The sequence below is a fragment of the Deinococcus ficus genome (assembly GCF_003444775.1).
Classification (GTDB): Bacteria; Deinococcota; Deinococci; order Deinococcales; family Deinococcaceae; genus Deinococcus; species Deinococcus ficus.
This window is the reverse complement of the sequence record NZ_CP021083.1, coordinates 18516-40827: the sequence shown is the minus strand read 5'-3', so window position 1 is coordinate 40827 and position 22312 is coordinate 18516. Positions and strand designations below refer to the sequence as shown.

At 71.2% G+C, this 22312-nt stretch carries 23 protein-coding genes and 1 pseudogene; 14 read left to right on the top strand and 10 right to left on the bottom strand.

The genetic code is table 11. The features are described from left to right. Window positions 1-7: 7 nt before the first annotated feature. A complete protein-coding gene (locus tag DFI_RS16725) occupies window positions 8-550 on the bottom strand; it encodes a TetR/AcrR family transcriptional regulator (protein WP_051307548.1) in 543 nt (180 codons plus the stop codon). A gap of 38 nt (window positions 551-588) precedes the next feature. On the opposite strand from DFI_RS16725, the gene DFI_RS16720 reads away from it, so the two are divergent. The 5 genes and pseudogenes from DFI_RS16720 to DFI_RS16700 all read left to right on the top strand — a co-directional run. Further along, the gene (locus DFI_RS16720; protein ID WP_162145404.1) at window positions 589-1257 is read left to right on the top strand and encodes a molybdopterin-dependent oxidoreductase; all 669 of its coding nucleotides are present in this window, start codon (window positions 589-591) and stop codon (window positions 1255-1257) included. A 165-nt stretch (window positions 1258-1422) separates the two neighbouring features. Then, window positions 1423-2430, top strand: coding sequence for a CobW family GTP-binding protein (locus DFI_RS16715; RefSeq protein WP_027462325.1), 1008 nt, complete (start codon window positions 1423-1425; stop codon window positions 2428-2430). After that, entirely contained in the window at window positions 2427-3278 is an 852-nt protein-coding gene (locus tag DFI_RS16710; RefSeq protein WP_027462324.1) for a metal ABC transporter substrate-binding protein, read from the top strand. Before DFI_RS16715 ends, DFI_RS16710 begins: the two co-directional genes overlap by 4 nt. Before the next feature lie 48 nt (window positions 3279-3326). Beyond that, window positions 3327-4544, top strand: coding sequence for a hypothetical protein (locus tag DFI_RS21090; RefSeq protein ID WP_051307546.1), 1218 nt, complete (start codon window positions 3327-3329; stop codon window positions 4542-4544). 1 nt (window position 4545) lies between these two features. Further along, window positions 4546-4773, top strand: a pseudogene (locus tag DFI_RS16700) (SDR family oxidoreductase); the annotation flags it as partial. Between the two features lie 17 nt (window positions 4774-4790). Here DFI_RS16700 and DFI_RS16695 read toward each other — a convergent pair. After that, window positions 4791-7229, bottom strand: a complete 2439-nt coding sequence (locus DFI_RS16695) for an EAL domain-containing protein (RefSeq protein WP_051307545.1) — start codon at window positions 7227-7229, stop codon at window positions 4791-4793. Window positions 7230-7430: 201 nt separating this feature from the next. After that, a complete protein-coding gene (locus DFI_RS16690; RefSeq protein ID WP_027462321.1) occupies window positions 7431-8258 on the bottom strand; it encodes an agenet domain-containing protein in 828 nt (275 codons plus the stop codon). 420 nt (window positions 8259-8678) lie between these two features. Here DFI_RS16690 and DFI_RS16680 point away from each other — a divergent pair, with 420 nt between their 5' ends. From DFI_RS16680 to DFI_RS20600, 7 genes are all read left to right on the top strand, one after another. Continuing rightward, the gene (locus tag DFI_RS16680) at window positions 8679-9161 is read left to right on the top strand and encodes an acyl-CoA thioesterase (protein ID WP_081425752.1); all 483 of its coding nucleotides are present in this window, start codon (window positions 8679-8681) and stop codon (window positions 9159-9161) included. Continuing rightward, the gene (locus DFI_RS16675) at window positions 9158-9391 is read left to right on the top strand and encodes a hypothetical protein (RefSeq protein WP_027462319.1); all 234 of its coding nucleotides are present in this window, start codon (window positions 9158-9160) and stop codon (window positions 9389-9391) included. Before DFI_RS16680 ends, DFI_RS16675 begins: the two co-directional genes overlap by 4 nt. A 2-nt stretch (window positions 9392-9393) precedes the next feature. Next, window positions 9394-9834, top strand: a complete 441-nt coding sequence (gene nrdI / locus DFI_RS16670) for a class Ib ribonucleoside-diphosphate reductase assembly flavoprotein NrdI (protein ID WP_081425751.1) — start codon at window positions 9394-9396, stop codon at window positions 9832-9834. Further along, window positions 9813-11900: a class 1b ribonucleoside-diphosphate reductase subunit alpha gene (nrdE, locus tag DFI_RS16665; protein ID WP_027462318.1), complete on the top strand. Its 2088-nt coding sequence runs from the start codon at window positions 9813-9815 to the stop codon at window positions 11898-11900. Before nrdI ends, nrdE begins: the two co-directional genes overlap by 22 nt. Before the next feature lie 54 nt (window positions 11901-11954). After that, on the top strand, window positions 11955-12965 hold the full coding sequence (locus tag DFI_RS16660) for a ribonucleotide-diphosphate reductase subunit beta (RefSeq protein ID WP_027462317.1): 1011 nt from the start codon (window positions 11955-11957) through the stop codon (window positions 12963-12965). Continuing rightward, the gene (locus tag DFI_RS16655; protein ID WP_022802877.1) at window positions 12958-13230 is read left to right on the top strand and encodes a thioredoxin domain-containing protein; all 273 of its coding nucleotides are present in this window, start codon (window positions 12958-12960) and stop codon (window positions 13228-13230) included. The genes DFI_RS16660 and DFI_RS16655 overlap by 8 nt, the downstream gene beginning before the upstream one ends. A 121-nt stretch (window positions 13231-13351) precedes the next feature. Then, entirely contained in the window at window positions 13352-14395 is a 1044-nt protein-coding gene (locus tag DFI_RS20600) for a hypothetical protein (RefSeq protein WP_081425776.1), read from the top strand. Window positions 14396-14401: 6 nt separating this feature from the next. Here DFI_RS20600 and DFI_RS16645 read toward each other — a convergent pair whose 3' ends face one another. Next, the gene (locus tag DFI_RS16645) at window positions 14402-15193 is read right to left on the bottom strand and encodes an alpha/beta fold hydrolase (protein WP_051307544.1); all 792 of its coding nucleotides are present in this window, start codon (window positions 15191-15193) and stop codon (window positions 14402-14404) included. 59 nt (window positions 15194-15252) lie between these two features. Between DFI_RS16645 and DFI_RS16640 the strand changes: the two genes are divergently transcribed. After that, on the top strand, window positions 15253-15891 hold the full coding sequence (locus DFI_RS16640) for an ArsR/SmtB family transcription factor (RefSeq protein ID WP_162145403.1): 639 nt from the start codon (window positions 15253-15255) through the stop codon (window positions 15889-15891). A 72-nt stretch (window positions 15892-15963) separates the two neighbouring features. On the opposite strand, the gene xth is transcribed toward DFI_RS16640, so the two are convergent. Together xth and DFI_RS16630 are read right to left on the bottom strand one after the other, a co-directional pair. Beyond that, window positions 15964-16770, bottom strand: a complete 807-nt coding sequence (gene xth / locus DFI_RS16635; protein WP_027462314.1) for an exodeoxyribonuclease III — start codon at window positions 16768-16770, stop codon at window positions 15964-15966. Next, the gene (locus DFI_RS16630) at window positions 16767-17342 is read right to left on the bottom strand and encodes a PadR family transcriptional regulator (protein WP_027462313.1); all 576 of its coding nucleotides are present in this window, start codon (window positions 17340-17342) and stop codon (window positions 16767-16769) included. Before DFI_RS16630 ends, xth begins: the two co-directional genes overlap by 4 nt. Window positions 17343-17470: 128 nt before the next feature. Here DFI_RS16630 and DFI_RS16625 point away from each other — a divergent pair, with 128 nt between their 5' ends. After that, the gene (locus tag DFI_RS16625; RefSeq protein ID WP_027462312.1) at window positions 17471-18280 is read left to right on the top strand and encodes a CPBP family intramembrane glutamic endopeptidase; all 810 of its coding nucleotides are present in this window, start codon (window positions 17471-17473) and stop codon (window positions 18278-18280) included. Between the two features lie 69 nt (window positions 18281-18349). On the opposite strand, the gene DFI_RS16620 is transcribed toward DFI_RS16625, so the two are convergent. From DFI_RS16620 to DFI_RS16605, 4 genes are all read right to left on the bottom strand, one after another. Further along, window positions 18350-18769, bottom strand: a complete 420-nt coding sequence (locus DFI_RS16620) for an OsmC family protein (RefSeq protein WP_027462311.1) — start codon at window positions 18767-18769, stop codon at window positions 18350-18352. Between the two features lies 1 nt (window position 18770). Continuing rightward, window positions 18771-19676, bottom strand: coding sequence for an ABC transporter permease (locus DFI_RS16615; RefSeq protein WP_027462310.1), 906 nt, complete (start codon window positions 19674-19676; stop codon window positions 18771-18773). Continuing rightward, window positions 19669-20592: an ABC transporter permease gene (locus DFI_RS16610; protein ID WP_022802868.1), complete on the bottom strand. Its 924-nt coding sequence runs from the start codon at window positions 20590-20592 to the stop codon at window positions 19669-19671. Before DFI_RS16610 ends, DFI_RS16615 begins: the two co-directional genes overlap by 8 nt. Window positions 20593-20665: 73 nt before the next feature. Next, complete coding sequence (locus DFI_RS16605) at window positions 20666-22165, bottom strand: glutathione ABC transporter substrate-binding protein (protein ID WP_027462309.1); 1500 nt, start codon at window positions 22163-22165, stop codon at window positions 20666-20668. Between the last annotated feature and the right edge of the window lie 147 nt (window positions 22166-22312).

Here is a 22312-nt window from a genome sequence, read left to right as displayed (position 1 = left end):
GCGTGGGTCATGGGCGCTCCTGGGGCAGAAGGCGGGTGAGCAGGGCGATCATGTCCGAGTACTCCTGGCCCATGATCCGCGGCTGAATCTGGGCGGTGCCCAGGTAGAAGGCGTAGGCCAGGCGCGCGAACAGCTGGCCCTGGTCAGGATGGCCGGTCAGGTCGGTGAACAGGGCGGTGAGGTAGGTCAGCCGGGCGGCGTCCACCCGGGCGACCAGGGCGGCCGCTTCGGGGTCCCGTTCACCCCAGAGGCGCACGGCTTTGTCGTACACCGGGTCCCGGCGGCTGAGGTCGGCGGTGATCAGGGCGAGCTGCTGGGCGGCGGGCAGGTGGGTGGGAATGGTGTCGATGACGTCGCTGAAGCCGCTGCGTTCGAGGAAGGCGATCAGTTCGGTCCTGAACTGCGCGAGGCTGCCGAAGTGATGGTAGAAGGACCCCTTGGTGACGCGCATGTGCGTGACGAGGTTCTCGACGGTGAGGGCGTCGCTGCCCTGGTGCGTGAGGACCTCGAAGCCGCCGCGCAGCCAGTCCTGTTTCGTTCGGCGACTCACTGCCGGAGCATACCATACCGTATGGTATGGTAACGAACATGACACTTCCTCCCGGGCAGCGTGTCCTTCCCGGCCCCATGCCGCGCTACGGCCTGCCGAAGTACGTGCAGCAGGTGCCGCAGCCGCCCGAAGCGGTGCGCCTGAGTGTCCACGGACACGTCACCTTTCCTCTGATCGTGTTGCCCGCGGATCTTCAGGCGCTGCCCCGGCAGGAGCTCACCCGCGACTTTCACTGCGTGACCACCTGGACGGTGCCCGGCGTGCAGTGGGCCGGCTGGGCCTTCCGGGACGTCTGGGAGGCGCTGCTGGCCCCCGTTGCCCGGCCCGGCGTGACGCACGTGCAGTTTCGCGCGCTGGACGGCTACCGCGTCAGCGTGCCGCTGGAGGAACTGCTGCGTGGGGGCGTGCTGCTGGCCGACACCCTGAACGGCCAGCCCCTGGGCGTGCGGCACGGCGCACCGCTGCGGCTGGTCGCGCCGCAACTGTACGGCGCCAAGAACATCAAGCACCTCACGGCGCTGGAGCTGCTCACCGGGCCGCCGCACGCCTCCCTGGCCGGGCGGCTGCTGATTCACCCGCGGGGCCAGGTGGACCTGGAGGAACGCAGCAGCCTGCCGCCCCAGCGCTTCTGGAGGTGGCTGTACGCGGCGCAGCTGCCGGCCTTCCTGCGGCACACCGCGCGGCTGGACCGGACCGGCGGGGGATGAGCTGACCGGCCGCTGAGCAGCGGATCGGGACTCCCGCTGAGGACAGCTCTCCTCCATCGGACATCTCGGCTTGCCTATCATTGATAATGAATTATCATTATCATCTATGATGATCCCCACCCCACCCGGCCCCGTCCCCCAGCCCTCCGCTCCGGCGCAGTTCGGATGACCAGCCCGCTCCCCGAACGCATCGGCGTGACCGTCATCGGCGGCTTCCTCGGCGCGGGCAAGACCACCCTGGTCAACCACCTGATCCGCACGTCCTTCCGGCGGCTGGGCGTGATCGTGAACGAGTTCGGCACGGCCGGCGTGGACGGCCAGCTGATCCAGGCCCTCACCGACGACGTGCAGGAACTCACCGCCGGCTGCCTGTGCTGCACCGGCCGCGAGGACCTGCTGCGCGCCCTGGTGCACCTCGCCCACCGCGCCCACCAGGACGGCGCCCCACCCAACCACGTCCTGATCGAACTGAGCGGCGTGGCCGACCCGGTGCCCGTGCTGCACACGCTGCTGGACCCCATGGTCCGGGGCGTGTTCCGGCTGCGCAGCCTGGTGGCCGTGGCGGACGCCCGCTTCCTGACCCGCACCCTCGCCGATCACCCCGAAGCGGCCCTGCAACTCGCGTACGCCACGACCGTCGTGCTGAACAAGACCGACCTGGTGCCCCCCGCCGCCCTGGAGGCCGCTGCCGACACGGTCGGCGCCCTGAACCCCCTGGCGCGCGTGCTGCACGCCGAACACGGCCACGTGGACGCGCCCGCGCTGCTGGACACTGCCGGTTTCGACGCCGACTGGACGCCGCCGCCCGTGCAGACGCGCCACACCCCGGGCCTGAAGACCGTCACTCTGGAAGCCGACCGGCCCCTGAGTGCCCGCGGCTGGCACGACCTGATCGGCCGGATCGCCGGCCGGCCGGGGCAGGTGCTGCGCGTCAAGGGGCACGTGAGTCTCGCCGGGCAGGGCACGCGGCTGCTGCTGCACGCCGTGCGGGACGTGATCACCGTGGACCGCACCGAAGAAAAGCAAAACGGCCGCAGCCGGGTGGTCATGATCGGCCGGGACCTGGACGCGCAGGAGGAACGCGCCGCGTTCGCGCAGGCCATGGACGCCCCCCGGGCTCTGATCCTGCCGCGCCGGGCCGCGCCGGCCGGCGGCCGGGGCGTGCGCCGGTGAGGGCGCTGCGCGCGGCCGCGCTGGCCGCCGCGCTGGGTCTGGGGCTGGGCAGCCCGGCCGGCGCCCTGACCGTGGTGGCGTCCTTCCAGCCGCTGTACGACGTGCTGACCCGTGTGGCCGGTCCCGGCGTGCAGGTGGAGCGCATGGCCCCGGCCGGCAGCAGCCCGCACACCTTCGACCCGACGGTGCGGGACATCCACCGCCTGCGCGAGGCGGACCTGGCCGTCATGGCAGGCCTGGGTGCGGACAGCTGGCTGGACCGGTACGTGCGCGCCAGCGGCAGCCGCGCCCGCGTGCTGAAACTCGGCGAGACCATGACCTTCGCGAAGCTGCGCGTGGGGGCCGCCACCGACCCGCACTGGTGGCTGGACGCCAGCCTGATGGCGCAGGCCGCGCTGCGCATGGGCGCGGACCTCGCGGCCGTGGACCCCGCGAACGCCGACCGGTATGCCCGCAACGCCCGCCGCGAGGCGCAGGCCCTGAACGCCCTGCACGGCGAACTGCGCCGCACGCTGGCCCCGGTGCGCGGGGAGAAACTGGTCACCTTTCACAACGCCTTCGGGTACTTCGCGCGGGCCTACGGCCTGGAGGTCGCCGCGACCATCGCGCCCCTGCACGGCGTGGAACCCAGCGTGCAGAGCATGGTGCGGGCCGTGCAGGTGATCCGCGCGTCGGGCGCGCGGGCGGTGTTCTCCGAACCGCAGCTGCCGCCCGGGCCGGCCGGCACGGTCGCCCGGGAGGCCGGCGTGCCGCTGTACACCCTGGACCCGGAGGGCGGCCCGGCCGCACCCACGTACCCGCAGATGATGCGGCTCAACCGCGACACGCTCCTGCGCGCCCTGCGCTGAGCGCGCCGCACTTCCCTTCCCGACTTCTTTCCTGACCCGAGGTTTCCGATGCCTGTACGTTTTCCTATCCGCACCCTGACCCTGACTGCCCTCACGGCCGCGCTGCTGCCGGTCGCCGCGCTCGCCCAGGCCCCCGTGACTCCCCCACCCGCGCCGTCGGCCGCCGAGGCCACGCAGGTCACCCGGCTGGTGGTCGGGGACGGCCGCACGCACACCCTGACCGTGCTGGACGCCGAGACCGGCAATTCTTTGGGTGCGTTCGGCACGCCCGGGAAGCTCAGCGGCCTGTACGCCGGGCCGGGCGGCACGCTCGCCTACGCCCTGCACCGCGACGATCACCGCGTGACCGTGCTGCACAGCGGCCTGGGCCGCGTCTCGCACGGCGACCACGACGACCTGGTGCTGGGGGCGCCGCACGTGCTCGCCACGCTGAACACCGGACCGAAACCCACGCACTTCTTCACGCACGGGGACCGCATCGTGATCTTCAACGACGGGAACGGCACGACCAGCCTCTTCGGGGAGGCCACGCTCGGCCTCACCAATGACATGACGGTACTGAAGGCCGCGCAGCCGGACCACGGCGCGCCTGCGCTGCTGGGTGACACGCTGCTGGTGGGCATGCTGGCCCTGAACCAAGTGGACGCCTTCGACGTGCGTGGGGGCCAGCTGCTCCGGTCGTTCCCCGGCTGCCCAGGCGTGCACGGGGAGGCGGTGCGGGCGAACACCGCGTACTTCGGCTGCCAGGACGGCGTGCTGGCCGTGACCGTGGCCGGCAAGACGCTCAGCAGCGTGAAGCTGACGCCGCCCTCGGGCGCGCCCGAGGGTACGCGGGTGGGCACGGTCGCCGCGCACGACGCCAGTGCCCGCGTGTACGGGAATTTCGGCAACGGGCTGGTGTCGTGGACGGCCGCGGCCCGCACCCTCACGGCCCTGCCGTTGCCGGCCGCGCCGCTGAAGTTCGTGTTCAGTGACGACGGGAAGACGCTGGTGGTCCTGACCGCGAATGGGCAGCTGCACCGCGTGGATGCCGGCACGGCCAGGGTGACGGCCAGCCTGCCGGTCGTGGCGGCCTTCGACGCGGCCGACAAGGCGGCGGTGCGTCCGGCGCTGGCGGTGGGTGGGGACCGTGCGTACGTGACGAGTCCCTCGACCGGGGAGGTGCTTGTGGTGCGGCTGGCGGACCTGGGCGTGGTCCGGCGCGTGAAGGTGGGCGGTACCCCGGCCTTCCTCGCGCTGACGGGGGTGAGCGGCACCCGGCACTGAGCCCGGCTCCACGGACACCGCCATGCAGCGCCAGCTGTGGACCGGCGGGCGCACGGAGGCGCAGGTGATCGCCGGGGACCTGGGCGCGTACCGGCCGGGCATTCCGCTGGGCCGGATCGCCGATCCCGGGGACGTCGCGCACGCCGTGCTGTGCCTGCTGTCGGACGCGGCGCGGCACGTGACCATGCAGCACCTCACCGTGGACGGCGGCGCCACCCTGGAGCACTGACCTGGGCCGCGGCCGGGTCAGGCGGAGATGGGGAGGGTGGTGACCAGCAGCGCCCGCGCGGCCTCGGCGGACAGGGGCCGGGCCAGCAGGTAGCCCTGCATGCCGTCGCAGCCCAGCGCGCGGACCAGCGCCAGCTGCCCCTCGGTCTCGACGCCCTCGGCCACCACGGCCATGCGGAAGCTGTGGGCGAGCGTGACCATCACGCCCACCATCACCTGCGCGGATTCCAGGGTGCCCCCGTCGTCCTGCACGAACGACCGGTCGATCTTCAGAATGTCGATGGGCAGCCGCCTGAGCAGGCTCAGACTGCTCTGCCCGGTGCCGAAATCGTCCAGGGCGATCCGGATGCCCAGCGCCCGCAGTTCTTGCAGCTGCGCGACCGCCGATTCCGGGTGGCGGATCACGACGCTTTCCGTGAGTTCCAGAATCAGCTGGTGCGGGTCCAGACCGCTGCTCTGCAGCGCCTCTTTCACCGTGCCGAGAAAGTCCGGCTGGTCGAACTGCAGGGGGCTGACATTCACGCTGATGCTGACCGGCCCGTGCGCCTGCCACGCCGCGGCCTGCCGGCACGCCTCGCCGAGCACCCAGGCGCCCAGCGGCACGATCAGGCCGCTGTCCTCGGCCACGCCGATGAACTTCCCGGGCGGCAGCAGGCCCTGGGTCGGGTGGTTCCAGCGGACCAGCGCCTCGAAACCCGTGACCGTCCCGGCGGGCGCGGCGTACAGGGGCTGGTAGTGCAGGGTGAGTTCCTGCCGGCTCAGGGCCTCGCGCAGGTCCCGTTCCACGTCCACGCGCTCGGCCGTCTCGCTGCCCATGGTGGGCTGGAAGGTGCGCACGCCGTTCTTGCCGCCCTGCTTGGCGCGGTACATGGCGATGTCAGCGTGCTTCTGCAGCGTGGTCACGTCGTGCCCGTCCTGCGGGGCGACCGCCACGCCGATGGACGCGGTGACGTGCAGGGTGTGTCCGCCCACCTCGAAGGTCTGCGCGAGGCGGTTGAGGATCTTGCGCGCGATCCGCTCGGCGTCGGGCGCGCTGCGCAGCTCCCGGAGAATCACCGTGAACTCGTCCCCGCCCATGCGCGCCACCAGGTCCCCGCGGCGCACCACGCGCCGCAGCCGCCGTGCCACCTCGCGCAGCAGCGCGTCGCCGACGTCGTGGCCCAGGGTGTCGTTCACGTGCTTGAAGCGGTCCAGGTCCAGGAACAGCACGCCGAAGGGTTCGACCGCGGCGGTGTCCAGCGCCCGTTCCAGTTCCGCCTGGAAGTGCGCGCGGTTGGCGAGCCCGGTCAGCGCGTCGTGCGTGGCGCGGTAGGACAGGCGCCGCTGCGCGGCGGTGAGTTCCAGGTTCATCTGCGCCAGTTCGGCGCTGCGCAGGCGCTCCACCTCCGCCTCGCGCTGCAGCATCTCCACCTGCATCTGCGCGCTCAGCACCTTGGTCCGGCGGTCCAGGTCGTGGGCGTGCAGGGCGCGGTCCAGCGTGTGAGAGGCCACGGCCAGCTCGTACGCCTGCTCCCAGTGACGCTGCCGGGCGTGCAGGACGCTCAGGGCCTGCAGGGCGGTGCGTTCCTGGGCCCGCAGGCCGTGCTCGCGGGTGCCCTGCAGGGCCGCCTCCAGCTGCTCCGCGGCCGCCCCGTACTCGCCCAGGTCCAGCAGCGCCTGCCCGTACGCGACGTGGATGTGCGCCAGGTGCTCGTGGTCGCCGACCTCCCGGGCCAGGGGCAGAGTGGCCTCGGCCAGCTGCGCGGCGTCCCGGGCGTGGCCCTGGGCGACCAGGCAGCCCATGACGGTGGCCTGCAGGATCACCTCGTGCTGGCGCAGGCCCTGGGCGCGGATGACCGGCAGGTGCACCCGGGCGACGTCCAGCGCCTCGTCGTGGCGGCCGAGCTCGTGGTACACGAACGCGATGTTGATCATGCTGGTCGAGTGCAGGATCAGGTGCCCGGTGCGCCGGGCGAGGGCCTGCATCTTCTGGAACGCCTGGAGGCCCAGTTCGTGCTCCCCGAGTTCCGAGTGGACGACGCCCACGTTGCACAGCGTCCGGGCCTGCCCGAGTTCGTCGCCCTGCGCCTGCGCGATCCGCAGGCTGTCCAGGTAGTGTTCCATCGCCTCGCCGTAGCGACCCATGGCGCGGGCGATCATGCCCAGGCCGTTCACGGCGCGGGCCTCGCTGCCGCCGTCGCCGGCGTCCCGGGCGGCGTGGCGGGCCTGCGCGTAGGTCTGCGCGGCCTCGGCGTACTGCGAGCGGACCATCTGCGCGCCGCCCAGCAGGGTCAGGGCGCGGGCCACGCCCCGCAGGTCCCCGAGGTGAGCGGCGAGACGCTGCGCCTCGTGCAGGAGCTCACTGGCGCGTTCGGCGTCCGAGACCATCAGGGGTTCGGCGCTGGTCAGCAGCGCCTGGAGATGCTCCGAGGCCCCCTCCGGCCGGGGCAGAACGTGACGATCAGGGATGGGGGACACAGGCGGACGATACCGGGCCGCGTCTTACAAAACCGCCGCCGGAATTCGCGTTCGCGTGCGTGAAGACGGCCGGTTCCAGGCCCAGGGCCGCTCCGGTCAGGCCGGGCGTGCCGTACGGGGCGGCTCCGGGGCGCATCAAGCAGGCGCCAGAGTGGTGGGCCCTCCTGTCCCGGGCCGGCCGTGACCGGTCTGACAGGCGCCTTACTTCGTGACGGTGCAGGTCCAGCGTTCGCCGATGCTTGGGGCGGTCAGGTAGAAGCGGCCGGGCCGCTGCACGATGGGCGTCGCCTCCCCGCCGTCGAGGTGCCCGCCCCTGAAGCTCAGGGCGCGGGACGCGGCGTCGGCGCGGTAGGTGCCGGGACTGGGGGTCTTGAAGCCCAGGTATTGGTAGGTGCCGTTGGCGGCCAGCACCACGGCCCCTTTCGGCTGGAATTCGATGGTTCCGCCGCTGTTCATGGTCTGGGTGGTGCAGGCGTACTTGCCGGCCGCGAGCCGCGGCGTCTGCACCGGCCCGCCCGGGAGGGAGCGGAGACGCGCGGCGGGCACCCACTCGTCCCTGGAACTGGGCTGGCCGTCGTAATGCACGCGGTACTGGCCGCCCTTCACGGCGACGATGCGGGCCGGGGACCAGCGCCCGTTCTGCTGCGCCTCCAGTTCGTCGCCGACCTGGAAGGCGCGGGTGGCGGCCGGGCGGGCGGCCGGCTGGTACCCGGGCTGGTAGCCGAGCAGGGCGGCGGCGTCGAAGAGCCGCGTCCAGTCCGGACCGAACCCGTCGTAGTGGATGCGGTAGCGGCCGCCGTCGATGGCGGTGACGTGCGCGCGGTAGCGTTTGCCGCCGTCGTCGATGATCACGGCGTCGCCCACCCGGTACTGGCCGTCTTGGGGCCGGGTGAGGGGGCGGGCGCCGATGGCGGCCTCGGTTTCCCGGGCGGCTTCGCCCCAGGAGCCGTAGGGCAGGGCCGGGTCGCGGAGTGGCTGCGCGCCCGCCACGGACAGCAGCACGCACAGGCTCAGGAGGGCGCGTTTCACGGCCTGACCATACCGTCCGGGCCGGCGGGGCCGGCACCCCCGCCCGGGCGGCGCAGGGGGGGAGTGGTCTTGAGCGGCCGGGGGGGGTTGCGGGGCCGGGCGGGCCGGCGCGCCTGTGGTAGCCTTGCAGCGCTTTCAGGTTGAAGGCCTCCGCAGGAACCGAGGGAAGTCCGGTCACGCTTGCATGGCAAGTTCAGTCCGGCACAGTCGCGCTACGGTCACAGTCCGAACGCTCGCCTCGCGGAGTACGCCCCTTATGTGCTTCGCCCCCGCGTCAGGGGCGTCAGGTGGATGCCATGCGGAACTGACCGACCCTTACGCCGCGCCCGTTGACCGGGGCGGTGTTGCTGCTATTGCCCTGCCGTGAACCCGGGTGCCTGCGCGCCCTGGAGGCCTGACCGCGTTTCCTGAGGTGCCTGTATGACTGACCGCTCGATTCCTGATCCCGCGCCGGAGGCCGGGGTCCTGGATTTCCTGGATTACCCGCCGGGGGATCCGCACCGCCTGAACCCGCCCCGCCCGTACGCCGGGGAGACCCGCGTGACGCACGTGGTGTTTCCCGGCGCGACGAACCATCACGGCACGCTGTTCGGCGGGGACGCCCTGTCGTACATGGACAGCGCCGCCTTTATCGCCGCGACGCGGTACTGCCGGCGCAAGGTGGTGACCCGGCACCTGAGCGAGATGGAGTTCCGCCGGCCCATTCCTCAGGGCACGCTGGTGGAACTGGTGGCCCGGGTGGTGAAAACTGGCCGGACGTCCATGACGGTGCAGGTGGACCTGTTCGTCGAGGAGATGTACAGCGAGAAACGCCAGCTGGGCTGCGCGGGGTCGTTCGTGCTGGTCGCGCTGGGTGACGACGGTCAGCCGGTGCCGGTGCCGGCCCTTGGGGGCGGGCCATGACCGCTGAGCGGCCGGTGGCGGCGGACCTGCCGCTGGGCACGCTGCTGACCGGAATCGCGCGGGGCCGCGGCGCGAACGAGATGATGCTGGCGCTGCTGGCCCTGCTGCACGACAAGGGCGTGCTGACGGAGGGCGAGGTGCGGCAGGTGGTCCAGGTGCTGGCGGCCGACATGCGGGACTTCCAGGTGGAGTTGCAGGGGGGGCCGGCAGAACCGGCCCTGAAAGGCTGAGCGTGCTGGCCCTCGTGTACGACTCCCTGACCGGGAATGTCCGGCGGTTCGCGCAGCAGGTCGCCGGGGAGGCGGGGGCGAAGGCGCCGCTCAGTGCCCGCCTGGACGCGCCTGAGGGGCCTTTCCTGCTGCTGACCTACACCTTCGGCACGGGGGACGTGCCCGGCAGCACCCGCGCGTTCCTGGACCGGCACGGGCCGCTGCTGCGCGGCGTGGTGGCCAGCGGCTCGTATCACTGGGGCGTGAACTTCGCCCGGGCGGCCGACGTGATCGCCGCGGAGTACGGCGTGCCCGTGGTGGCCCGCATCAACAAGGGCGGCACGGCCGCGGACCGCGCGCAGGTGGTGGCGTGGCTGCGCGCCCGGCCCATCGAGGCGCCCTCATCCCCGTCGTCCTCTCTCCCCGTTGCCCGGAGGCACCCATGGAACCCTGGATCGAACTGAACAACAAAGTCCTCGCCGGAAGCGTGGTGGACACCCGCTTCGACACCGACGCGCTGCAGGTCTTCTTTCAGGAGAAGGTCAACCCGAACACCGTCTTCTTCCATGACCTGCCGGAGAAGATCCGCTACCTCACCGAGCACGGCGTGTGGGACCCGGCGGTGTTTGCGCGGTACACGCCCGCGGAGGTGCAGGCGGTCTTCGAGCGGGCGTACGCTCAGAAGTTCCGCTTCAAGGCCTTCATGGGCGCGTACAAGTTCTACAGCGAGTACGCCACCATGACCCCGGACCGCGCCCGCTGGCTGGAACGGTACGAGGACCGCCTGAGCGTCACGGCCCTGAGCCGCGCCGAGAGTGCCGCCGAGGCACTGGAACTCGTGCATCACCTGGTGCAGCAGACGTTCACGCCGGCCACGCCCACCCTGATGAACTCCGGGAAGGCGAACACGGGGCGGCTGGTGAGCTGCTTCCTGCTGCAGGACTGCACGGACAACCTGGACTCCATCACGAAGACCCTGTCGTTCGTGGCGGAACTCAGCAAGGGCGGCGGCGGGATCGGGGTGGAGGTCAGCAACCTGCGGGCGCGCGGCGAGAGCCTGCGCGGCATTCAGAACGTCACCAAGGGCGTGATGGGCGTGGCGAAGATGCTGGACAACATGCTGCGCTACGCCGATCAGGCCGGGCAGCGGCCCGGGGCGGGCGCGGTGTACCTGAGCGTGATGCACGCCGACTTCGCGGACCTGCTGAACGCCAAGAAGATCGCCACAGACGAGGACGCCCGCCTGAAGACCCTGAGTGTCGGCGCGACCATTCCCGACGTCTTCATGGACAAGGTCCGCGCCGGGGAGGACATCTTCCAGTTCTACCCGCACTCGGTGTTTCAGGTGACCGGGCGGGAATTCACGGACATCGACTGGACCCGCGAGTACCAGGTGCTGGCCGACCACCCGGGCATCCGCAAGAAGCGCGTGTCGGCCCGGCGGGTGCTGGAGGACATCGCGGTGACGCAGGGCGAGAGCGGGTACCCCTACCTGCTGTTCGAGGGCAACGCCAACCGCGCCAACCCCATCCCGAACGTGGGCACGATCAAGATGAGCAACCTCTGCTCAGAGATCCTGCAGCCCACCACGCCCAGTTACTTCCACCCGTACGGGCAGGAAGGCCGCGACCGGATCGGGCTGGACGTGTCGTGCAACCTCGCCAGTCTGGTGATCGAGCAGACCATGCACAGCGGCGACATCGGCCGGGTGGTGACGGCGGCCGTGCGGATGCTGGACAACGTGGCGCGCTCCACCTGCATCACGGAGGTGCCCGCGGTGCGGCGCGCCAACGAGGAGATGCGCTCGGTGGGGCTGGGCGCCATGGGCCTGCATTCCTTCCTGGCCGGCCAGGGGCTGGTGTACGGCAGCCCGGAGGCGCTGGAGTTCGTGGACGTGTTCTTCGCGGCCGTGCACTACCACGCGCGAAAGGCCAGCATGGAGATCGCGCGGGACACCGGGTTCGTGTTCCGGGGCTTCGAGGGCAGCCGCTACCAGTCCGGCGCGCACTTCGCGCAGTACCTGGAGCGGGACTTCGCGCCCAGCTTCCCGGAGGTCGCTGCTCTCTTCGCGGAACACCGCCTGCCCTCCCGCGCGGACTGGACGGCGCTGGTGCACGACATTCAGACGCACGGGCTGGCGCACTCGTTCGTGATGGCGGTCGCGCCGACCGGCAGCATCAGTTACGTGTCGCACGCCAGCGCCAGCATCATGCCGGTCACGGAGAAGGTGGAGACGCGCACCAGCAACAAGGCCCGCACCGTGTACCCCATGCCGCACCTCTCGGAGGACACCGAGTGGTTTTACGAGGAGGCGTACGACATGGACCAGCGCCGCGTGCTGGACACCGTCGCGGCCGCGCAGCGGCACGTGGATCAGGGCATCTCCTGCACGCTGTTCGTGCCGGCCAGCGCCACCACCCGCACCCTGCAGCAGTACTACCTGTACGCGTACCGGCTGGGCATCAAGACGCTGTACTACACGCGCCTGAGGAAAACGAACGTGCAGGACTGCCTGAGCTGCGTGGTGTGACCCCGGCGCACGCCGCCCCTCGCCCTTTTCCGCCCCTCCCGGAGGTCTGCTGACATGTCCCCCCTGCCTTTTTCCGCCACGAACTGGTCCGAACCGGAAGACCACTTCTCGGCCACCTTCTACGAGAAGTACACCTCGCAACTGTGGTTCCCGGACGAGATTCCGCTATCGAACGACGCGCTGACGTGGAAGTCCCTGAGCGACGACGAACGCTGGACGTACACGCACGCCTCGGCCGGCCTGAACGCGCTGGACACCCTGCAGGGCGAGGTCGGCATGCCGGCCCTGCGCGGCCTGGTGGACGGCCACATCCGCAAGGCCACCCTGCAGTTCCAGGCCATGATGGAAGACGTCCACGCGCGCAGCTACAGCCTGATGAACAAGACCTTCCTGAGCGCCAGCGAGGAACGCGAGGTGTTCGAGTGGGTGCGCACGCAGCCGCACCTGCAGTTCAAGATCGCCACCATCCAGGCGGTGTTCCACGACCCGGACGTGTCCACGCTGGGCCTGTGGAAGAAGATGGTGGTGTCCTGCATGCTGGAAACGGCGCTGTTCTACAGCGGGTTCTTCTACCCGCTGTACCTGGCCGGGCAGGGCCGGATGGTCTCGGCCGGGGAGATCTTCAACCTGATCATCCTGGACGAGGCGCTGCACGGCGTGTACGTGGCGCTGCTGGCGCAGGAACGCTACGAGGCGCTGAACCCGGCCGAGCAGGCGTACGCCCGCGCCTGGTACGAGCAGACGCTGCACACCCTGTACACCAACGAACTGGCGTACACGGACCTGCTGTACGCCCGGGTGGGCCTGGCGGGCGAGGTGCGCAAGTTCATCCGCTACAACTTCAACGTGCTGGCCGACAACCTCGCCCTGCCGCGCTCCTTCCCGGACGAGGAGATTCACCCGGTCGTGCACAACGGCATCCGCACGGGCGGCACCACTCACGATTTTTTCAGCGCCAAGGGCAGCAGTTACAGCAAGATCAGCGTGGAACCCCTACAGGACAGTGACATCGAGGCCCTCTGGCCGCAGGCCGTGCCGGGCCCGGGGAGGGCGGCGCATGACTGAGCGTCCCTTCGCGCTGCTCACCCAGGACGACTGCCCGAACTGCGAGCGGCTCAAGCGGATGCTGGCCGGCCCGCTCCGGGGCGCGTTCACCGACCGGATCGAGGTCATTCACCGCCAGAGCGCCCCGGACCCCTTCGCGCAGCTCGTGCAGGCGCACGGCGTTCAGAGCGTGCCGGCGCTCATCCACCGGCCCAGCGGCGCGGTGCTGCGGCGCACGGACGGACTGGGCGAGGTCCGGCAGTTCCTCGGGCAGCCCGGCCCCTGAGGCGCCGCTCCGGCACCCTCATGCGCCGGGGGGGGTCTACCGGACCCGCGGGGCACCGACACTAAACTGCGCAGCTATAGCGCCCCTAATGTCACTGCGCCCCTGCCCCCCGGAGGACCCGATGACCCTCACCCGACCGTTCACCCTCTCCCTGTGCGCCCTGGCCCTGCTGACCGGGTCGGTTCAGGCCGGACCGGCCTCCACCCTGGTGAACGCCAGTTTCGTGGACGGCGCCCAGATCGTCACCGGCACCCCCGAACTGGCCGACTTCGCCGCCGCGCTCCGGCAGGTCGCGGCCGACGCGGGCGCCGGGTGCCAGAAAAGCGAGTACGTCGTCTGGAACTCCCAGGCAGGACTGGAGGCACAGTTCCGGCAGCGTCTGACCGGCCTGGGGTACATCTTCACCGTCCTGCGGACCGTGGACGACGATGGGCACTATGTGTCCTTCCAGGCGAAGAAGGCCCAGGGCAGCTTGGTCGGCATCTGGGCGGACGTGGACGGCACCACGCTGCTCGGCTGGTGCACCCTGGCCGTCAGCAAACCGGCGCCCGCCGCCACGGCCGCCCCCCCGGCGGCCAGCGGCAACCGGCGGGTGTGGCCGGCGTTCGGCACCTTCCGGGCCGGGGACCTGGTGCAGGTGTACACGCCCACCGGCTGGCGCAAGGTCGAGGTCATCGAGGTCGGCGTGCAGCCGGGCCAGCGCGGCAACTTCGAGAAGCAGTACGTGGTGAACACCCCCGGGCAGCGCACCTGGAACGACTTCTACGCCTGGGGCCGGGTCGCGCACCTGGAACGCCAGCCGTACTGGACGGAGTTCTTCGTGGGTGACTGGAAGGTCGGCGAGATGATGGCCGTGAACCTCCGGTCCGACGGGACGTCCGCCTGGAACGAGGTCGCGTACGCGAGTGCCAGTGACACCCTGCGCGTCCGGGCGGACGGAACGTACGAGTGGAAGGACCTGAGCGGCAAGGTCACGAAAGGCCGCTGGCGGGCCGCGCCGGACGGCCCGGGCATCGTGGTGAAGGACGCCCGGGGCCGCGACTGGACGCTGCGCAACGAGACGAACATCACCGAGGAACGCATCCGCGGCCTGGAAAGCGCCCGGCTGTACCCCAGCGACCGCAATGAGATGAGTCAGGCCGCCACCCGGCCGCTGAAACGCTGACCGCCCTTACCCCGCTGGTCTGAAGGCCGGCGGGAGGGGCCGCAGGTCGTCAGGAAGGGGCTGCCCGGCCAGCCAGGCCCGCAGGGTGGCGTGCAGCAGTTCGGGGCGCGTCGCGAACCAAGCGTGGCCCCTGCCGGGCACGGCGAACGCCTGCCCGCCCGGGGTCGCGCCGGCCAGCGCACGCGCGGACCGGACGTTCAGGGCCCCCTCGCGCGCGCCCACCAGGGCCAGCAGCGGAACGGGCGGCAGCGCCGCCGGGGCGCGGAAGGCCAGCGCCTCCCGCAGGACGGCCGCCAGGGCCGGCCACGTCTGGGCGAGGCTCTCCTCGACGAACTGCGCGCGGTGGGCGGCCGGCACCCCCAGCGCCCGGGCCTGCCAGGCCAGCAGGCGGCGGGAGCGGGTGGCGTGCCACACGGCCCAGGTGCCCGCCACGAAGCCGGGGGCCCTGGGGACCGGCCCGGTGGTGACGCCCAGCAGCGCGGCGCGGCGCACCCGCTGCGGGTGCCGGGCGAGCAGTTCCGCGGCCACGGCGCCGCCCAGCGAGTGCCCCACCACGTCCACCTGCCCGCCGGTGGCCCGCGCCTGAATGAAGGCGGCCAGCGCGTCGGCCGCGCCGGCCAGGGTGAACGGCCCCAGGTGCGCGCTGCGCGCCAGGCCCGGCAGGTCGGGCGCCAGGGTGTGCCGGCCGGGCAGGGCGGCCAGGGTGGGGGCCCACATCCAGCTGGACACGGCCGCGCCGTGGAGGAAAAGCACGGTGGGCTGCCCGGCGGCGCCCCCTTCGAGGGTGAACAGCGTCATGGGTTCAGTGTCCGGGGAGGCTACCGGAGATGACAGGCCCCGCCTCCGGTAGCCTCCCCGTGCTCACCTCCCTTGACGTGCACACCTCCCAGGCCGCGCAGGCCCCGCTGGACCCCCGCACCGCCCGCCTGCTGGAGGTCTTCCAGGCGCCCTGCAGCGCGTCGGACGCGGCCGCGCGACTGGATCTGCCCCTGGACCGGGTGCTGTACCGCGTGCAGCGCCTGGAGCAGGCCGGCCTGCTGCGGCACGTGGATACCCTGGCCCGACCCGGCCGGCCCATCCGGCGGTATCAGGTGGCGGCCCGGGCGTTTTTCGTGCCGTTCGCGGTGACGCCCTACGAGACGCTGGAGGCGTACCTGGCGGAAGCCGAACGGGAGGTCACCGCGTTCGTGCAGCGGAACGTGGCGCGCACGCTGGAGGGCACGGGCCGCGGCTGGGGCCTGCGGGTCGCGCCGGGCGCGGACGGGCACCTGCACTCGAAACTGGCCGTGTCGGCCGACGAGGACTGGGCCATGACCCCGGACGGGCCGGCCCTGCTGTCGTTCGTGTACCCGGCGCTGCGCCTGGATTTCGCGGACGCCAAGGCCCTGCAGGCCGAGCTGATGGCGGTCTTTCACCGCTATGCCGGCAAGGGCGGCGCGGCGCCGTACGCCTGCGGCATCACGCTGTGTCCCGTCGCGCAGCCGCCCGCACCGTGAGGACCTTCAGGCCGGCTGGGCAGGGAGGCTGACTGCCCGCTGCGGCTCAGCCCTGCGCCCGGCCGGGCCCGCTCAGGCCCGGTCCAGCGCGAAGCCGGCGGTGACCGGGGCGTGGTCCGACGGCCGCTCCAGGCCCCGCGGGCCCGGGTCGATCCAGCACTCCCGGGCCGCGCGGGCGAGCGACTCGCTGACGAGCACATGGTCGATGCGCAGGCCGCGGTTGAGGGGAAATCCGATGCGCCCGTACGGCCACCAGCTGTACGTCCGGTCGGGCTGGTCGTGCAGCCGGAAGGCGTCGTGCAGGCCAAGGTCCAGCAGCGCGCGGAAGGCGGCGCGCTCGGGTTCGCTGACGAGCACCTTGCCCTCCCACTGCCGGGGCTGGTGCACGTCCCGGTCCTCGGGGGCCACGTTGAAGTCCCCCACCACGCTCAGGAGCGGGTGCCGGGCCAGTTCGCCGCTCAGCCACTCGCGCACGGCCGCCAGCCACTCGAGTTTGTAAGTGTACTTCGGCGTGCCGGGCGCCTCGCCGTTCGGGACGTACAGGCACACCACCCGCACGTTCCCGGCGGTGGCAGCCAGCACGCGCCGCTGCGGGTCGTCCAGCCCGGGCACGCCCACCTGCACGTCCGTGAGGGGAGTGCGGGAGAGCAGGGCCACGCCGTTGTACGCCTTCTGACCGGAAATCACGGCGGTGTAGCCGAGGTCGGCCAGCGCCTCGTGCGGGAAGCGGTGGTCTTCCAGTTTCGTCTCCTGCAGGGCCAGGACGTCGGGCTGCACCCGGCCCAGCCAGTCCAGGACGTGCGGCAGGCGGACGTTCAGGGAGTTCACGTTCCAGGTGCTGATCCGGAACAGGTCGGGGGCGGCAGCCGGAATCGTCATGCGTCAGTGTCCGTCATGGGCGCCGGGGCCGGGGCGGGGTCCAGCGCGGCGACCGTGCGGAGCGCGTCGTCCAGCCAGTTCAGGTACGCCCGTTCCAGGTGCAGGCCGAGGTCCAGGGTCAGGCGGGTCAGGGTCTGCCGGCGCACATCGGCCGGGGCGGGCGGGGGGATGGTCACGGCCTGCAGCGCGTCCAGCCGCGCCTGATGCCCGGCCCGTTGCGCCTGCAGCAGGGCGGTGAGTTCACTATTCGCGAGGCCGGCGCCGAAGAACAGCTGGATCAGGAAGGGCTCGCGGTGGCCCGGGACGGCCGGGGAGGTGCGCAGCCAGCGGTCCAGTTCCGTGCGGCCGGCGGGCGTGATGTGGTACACGCGGCGGTTGGGTTTGCCGCGCTGAACCTCGGTCTCGCTGCGGACGTGGCCGGCGGCCTCCAGGCGGGCGAGGTCCCGGTAGATCTGCGGCTGCACGGCGGGCCAGAAGTGCGCGACGCTGCGGTCGAAGGCCTGGGTCTTGAGGTCGTACCCGGTCATCGGCATGACGTTCAGGAACCCCAGGATGGCGTGCGGGAGGGACATCGGACCTCAGTGTATGCCGTCCTTACCCACCGGACTCCATATACACCCAAGTTCATATGAGGGAGTAGCGTGGGAGGGAACGGGCGACCCCACCCCTCGGCTGCCCCGCCCGGTCAAAGGAAGTGAGCATGCGCGCCCGCCCCCTGCCCGCGTTTTTCCTGCTGGCCTTCGCCCTGTCCTGGCTGCTGTGGTCTCCCCTGCTCGCCGCGCACTACGGATGGATGGGCGCGGCCCCGCCGGCCCTGCACCTGCTCGGCAGCGTGGGGCCCGCCCTGGCGGCCCTCCAGGTGGCCGCGCGGCTCGGCCCGAGTGCTCGGGGCGACCTGCGGGCCCAGCTCACCCTGTGGAGAGTGGGCTGGCGGCCCTGGGCCTTCGCCGTGGGGGGCCCGCTGGCGCTGCTCACGGCCGGGCTGGCGGTCCACCTGGTCGCCGGGGGCGCCTGGCCCGGCTGGCCGGCCCTCACGCGGGTCGCCGAGTACCCGGGGCTGCCGCTGGCCGGCCTGATCCTCGCGGAGCTCGTGTTCTACGGGTACGGCGAGGAGGTCGGCTGGCGCGGGTTTGCCCTGCCGCGCCTGGAAGCCCGTTTCGGGCCGCTGTGGGCGGCGGTGCTGCTGGCCCTCCCGTGGGCGCTGTGGCACCTGCCGCTGCTGGTCCGCAACGGCACCTATGCCGCGATGGGCCCGGCCCTGCTGGGCGGGTGGTTCCTGAGTCTGCTCACCGGGTCGGTCCTGATGGCCTGGCTGTCGCACCTGGCCCGCGGCAGCCTGCTGGTGCTGGCGGTGTTCCACGGTCTGCTGGACATCGTCATGGTGAACGAGGGGGTCTCCCAGGTGGCGCTGAGCAGCATGGGCGCCCTGGTCACCCTGTGGGGCCTGGTGGCCGTGTGGGCGCTGGGCCGCCTCGGCCGGGCCATTCACGAGCGGGTGGCTCAGCCGTAACCTCCGGTCAAAGGCCGGCCGCCCACGCCCCCGTAACCTGGGGACGTGGGCGGCCGGAAACTAGGCGGGTCACTCGGGTTCGATGATCACCTCGAAGTCCACCTCGGCATTCAGACTGGCGCCCACCGTGCAGTACTTCTCGTGGCTGAGGTGGGCGGCCTTCTCCACGTCCTGCTGCGTGATGCCGGGGCCGCTCACGTAGTGCCGCATCAGGTAGTGGTAGTAGCGCGGCGGGGAGGCGTCCCCGTCGCGTTTCCCGGTGAGTTCCACGCGGTAGCGCGTGGCGGGCGTGCGGCGTTTTTCGAGGATGTTCACGATGTCGGACATCGTGCAGGCGGCCAGGGCGCCGAACACGGCGTCCATCGGCCCGACGCCGAGCGGGTGCTCGGGCGTCATGTCGATGATCAGCTGCTGCCCGCCGGCGTTACGGGTCACGTACCGCTGCGCGCCGGCGTGGTGGATGGTCATGGTCTTCTCGGTGGGGGTCATGTCAGGCGTGTCCTTTCCCGCCGGGGCGCAGGCGGGTGCGGGGGTCCAGGGCGTCACGCAGAGCGTCGCCCAGCAGGTTGAAGCTCAGCACGGTCAGGGCGATCATCAGGCCCGGGAACACCGCGAGCCACCATGCGCGCGGCAGGGAACTGCGGGCGCTGGCGAGCATCTCGCCCCAATCGCTGGTGGGCGGCTGCACGCCCAGCCCCAGGAAACTGAGCCCGGCGGTGGAGAGGATGGCGCTGCCGATGCTGATGGTGGCCTGCACGACCAGCGGGGAGGTCATGCTGGGCAGCAGGTGCCGGAAGATGATCCGCGGCGCGCTGGCCCCGAGCGCGCCGGCGGCCTCCACGAAGTCGGCGGTCTTGATGTTCAGGACCTCGGCGCGCGCCAGGCGGGCGAAGCCCGGCACCATGCCCACGCCGATGGCGATCACGGCATTCTGGAAGCCGGGCCCGAGCGTGCCGATGATCGCCAGGGCCAGCAACAGGCCCGGGAAGGCCAGCAGCACGTCCATCAGGCGCATCAGGACCCGGTCGGTGCGCTGCCCGACGTACCCGGCGATCACGCCGAGGGTCACGCCGAACGACACGCCGATCAGCACGGGCAGGAACCCGGCCAGCAGGGACACCCGACCGCCATACAGGATGCGGGTCAGCACGCTGCGCCCGAAGGCGTCCGTGCCGAACCATGCGCCCGGACCGGGGGGCAGCAGGCGGTTCGTCCAGCTCTGCGCGTTCGGCGCGTCCGGGGCGATCACCGGGGCGAGCAGGGCAGCCAGGATCAGCAGCAGCAGCAGCCCGCCGCCCACGCGGGCCGCGGGGCGGCTGAGGAACCGTGTCCAGAAGGTCCGCCGGGCCGGAGCCGCCCGGCGGCTGGGGCCAGGCTGCAATGCAGGCTCAGCCATACTGCACCTTCGGGTTCAGGAAGCCGTACAGCAGGTCCACGGCGAGGTTCACCAGCGTGAACACCACGGCGGCGAACACCACGACGCCCTGCACGAGGGGAATGTCGCGGGAGTTCACGGCGTCCAGCGTCAGGCGGCCCAGGCCGGGCCACGCGAAGATCGATTCCGTGATGGCGGCCCCGCCGAGCATGCTGCCGAATTCCAGCCCGATGACCGTCACGACGGGCATCATGGCGTTGCGCAGCGCGTGGCGCAGGACCCCGCGGGGCGCGAGGCCCTTGGCGCGGGCGGTGCGCACGTAATCCTGCGGGAGGGTTTCGAGCAGGGTGGCGCGCATCATGCGGATCTGAATGGCGAGCGTCCCGAACGCCAGGGTCGCGGCCGGCAGGACCAGGTGGGCGGGCGTGCCGCTCCCGGACGCCGGCAGCCATCCGAGCTGCAGGGAGAACAGCAGCATCGCCATGATCGCGAACCAGAAGCTGGGAATGGAGATGCCCAGCAGGGAGATGGTGGTGATCACGTGGTCCCACACGGTGTCGCGCCGCAGGGCGGCGGCGATGCCCAGCGGCAGGGCGATCACCACCGACAGGGTCAGGGCGACGGTGGTCAGGAGCAGCGTGTACGGGAAGCGGTGCAGGATCTCGGTCAGGACCGGGGTCTGCGTCTTGAGGGACAGCAGCTGGCCGCTGCCGAACTCGGTCAGGAAACGGCCGTACTGCACCGCCCACGGGTCATTGAAGCCGTAGGCCTGCCGCAGCTGATCCAGCTGCGCGGCGCTCAGGCCCTGCGCGTCCTCGCCGAGCAGCGCGACGACCGGGTCGCCGGGCACGAACTTCAGCAGCAGGAACACCAGCAGGGTCACGCCGAACAGCACGGGCAGCGTGCCGATCAGGCGGCCGGTGATGAAACGGGTCATGGGGTCACGGGGTCAGGGCCGGCGGGGGCCGGGCAGGGCGCGCCGGCCGGTCCCCGGCGCGTCGGGTGGGCGGTCATTTCAAGCTGGCCTTGCTGAGGTCCAGGTTGATCCAGGAGTAGCGCCAGTCCTCGCCCTGCAGGCGGTTGGTCTTGGCGTAGGCGGTCAGGCCGTAGTACAGGGTGTGCATGGGCAGGTCCTTCTGGATCTGCTGCTGGGCGTCCTGGTACAGGGCGAGTCGCTTGGCCTGGTCGGCGCTGCGGCGGGCGTCGAGCAGCAGCTTGTCCACCTTGACGTTGCGGTAGAACGACCAGTTGTTCGCGGGGATTTCCTTGCTGCTGAGCAGGGCGTACAGCGCGTAGTCGGCGTCCAGCGTGACGGTGCCCCAGCCGCTGATGAACAGTTCGGCGTGGTCGGGTTTTTTCATGTTGGCGTTGTAGGTGCCGTAGTCGGTGATCTGCACGCTGGCGTTCAGGCCGAGCTGCTGCAGGGAGAACTGGATCGCCTCGGCCAGCTGGCGGGTTTCGGCGCCCTCGTAGGTGGCCAGGGTGATCTTCGTGCCGGGCTTGATGCCGGCCTGCTTGAGCAGCGCCTTGGCATTGTTCAGGTTGTAGGGAATGGCGGGCAGGTTCTTCGCGGCGCCGTACACGGTGGGCGGGATGGGCGCGGTGGCCTTCACGGCCAGGCCCTGGCGGAGCACGTTCACGATGCTGTCGCGGTCGATGGCCTGCGCGATCGCCTGGCGGACCTTGAGGTTTTTCGTGATGCCGCTCTGCATGTTGAAGCCCAGGTACGTGCTGCCCCAGCCGAGCTTCTTGAACACCGTGAGGTTCTGGTTGGCGTCGAGTTCCTTGTAGTTCTCGGGCGGCACGGTGGTGATCAGGTCCACCCGGCCGGTCTTGAGTTCCACGACCTGCGTGCTGACGTCCGGGATGATCCGGAACACCAGTTTCTGGATGTTGACCTTGCCGCCCCAGTAGCCCGCGTTGTCTTCCAGTTCGATCTGGTTGCCGGCGTTCCAGCGGGTGAACTTGAAGGGTCCGGTGCCGATGGGGTTGCGGCCGAAGTCCTTGCCGCGGGCCTTGGCGGCGGTGGGGGACACGATGGCCGTGACCGGGTGCGTGAGATGCGCGAGCAGCGGCGCGAACGGGTCGGCGGTGGTGAATTCGATGGTGTCGTTGTCGATCACCTTGATGCTCTTGATCATGCTCAGCACGTACGCCCCGGCGGCCTTGCTGTCCGGGTCGATCAGGCGTTCCACGCTGTACTTCACGGCCTGCGCGTTGAACGGCGTGCCGTCATGGAATTTGACGTTGCGGCGCAGCTCGAAGCGCCAGGTGGTGGGCGAGACGCGCTTCCAGCTGGTCGCCAGGCGGGGCTTGATGCTGCCGTCTTCCTCGCGGGTGAGGAGGCTGTCGTAGATGTGGTTGGTGATCCCGAACGCGAACCCGCTGAAGGTCAGGTTGGGGTCGAGGGTGGGGGCGTCGGCGGACGTGGCGATGGTGAGCGTGCCCGACTGGGCGGACGCGAGGGAGAGGGCAGTGGTGCAGGCCAGGGCCAGGAGTGATTTGCGCATGTGAAACCTCCGTGATTCTTCGTGCTCGGCGAGCATGAGACGAGAGCACACTATAAATTGTCAAGCACTCTGAATGTCACTGCTGACGGGAAGGCTAGTCAGACTGTTCCCGGCGGCGCCCCGTCCACCGCGCCGAACCGGCCCTTT

Coding starts and splice junctions, on each gene's coding strand:
- DFI_RS16720 (WP_162145404.1), top strand. CDS start 589: ATGACACTTCCTCCCGGGCAGCGTGTCCTTCCCGGCCCCATGCCGCGC.
- DFI_RS16715 (WP_027462325.1), top strand. CDS start 1,423: ATGACCAGCCCGCTCCCCGAACGCATCGGCGTGACCGTCATCGGCGGC.
- DFI_RS21090 (WP_051307546.1), top strand. CDS start 3,327: ATGCCTGTACGTTTTCCTATCCGCACCCTGACCCTGACTGCCCTCACG.
- DFI_RS16680 (WP_081425752.1), top strand. CDS start 8,679: ATGACTGACCGCTCGATTCCTGATCCCGCGCCGGAGGCCGGGGTCCTG.
- DFI_RS16675 (WP_027462319.1), top strand. CDS start 9,158: ATGACCGCTGAGCGGCCGGTGGCGGCGGACCTGCCGCTGGGCACGCTG.
- nrdE (WP_027462318.1), top strand. CDS start 9,813: ATGGAACCCTGGATCGAACTGAACAACAAAGTCCTCGCCGGAAGCGTG.
- DFI_RS16660 (WP_027462317.1), top strand. CDS start 11,955: ATGTCCCCCCTGCCTTTTTCCGCCACGAACTGGTCCGAACCGGAAGAC.
- DFI_RS16655 (WP_022802877.1), top strand. CDS start 12,958: ATGACTGAGCGTCCCTTCGCGCTGCTCACCCAGGACGACTGCCCGAAC.
- DFI_RS20600 (WP_081425776.1), top strand. CDS start 13,352: ATGACCCTCACCCGACCGTTCACCCTCTCCCTGTGCGCCCTGGCCCTG.
- DFI_RS16645 (WP_051307544.1), bottom strand. CDS start 15,193: ATGACGCTGTTCACCCTCGAAGGGGGCGCCGCCGGGCAGCCCACCGTG.
- xth (WP_027462314.1), bottom strand. CDS start 16,770: ATGACGATTCCGGCTGCCGCCCCCGACCTGTTCCGGATCAGCACCTGG.
- DFI_RS16630 (WP_027462313.1), bottom strand. CDS start 17,342: ATGTCCCTCCCGCACGCCATCCTGGGGTTCCTGAACGTCATGCCGATG.
- DFI_RS16625 (WP_027462312.1), top strand. CDS start 17,471: ATGCGCGCCCGCCCCCTGCCCGCGTTTTTCCTGCTGGCCTTCGCCCTG.
- DFI_RS16620 (WP_027462311.1), bottom strand. CDS start 18,769: ATGACCCCCACCGAGAAGACCATGACCATCCACCACGCCGGCGCGCAG.
- DFI_RS16615 (WP_027462310.1), bottom strand. CDS start 19,676: ATGGCTGAGCCTGCATTGCAGCCTGGCCCCAGCCGCCGGGCGGCTCCG.
- DFI_RS16610 (WP_022802868.1), bottom strand. CDS start 20,592: ATGACCCGTTTCATCACCGGCCGCCTGATCGGCACGCTGCCCGTGCTG.
- DFI_RS16605 (WP_027462309.1), bottom strand. CDS start 22,165: ATGCGCAAATCACTCCTGGCCCTGGCCTGCACCACTGCCCTCTCCCTC.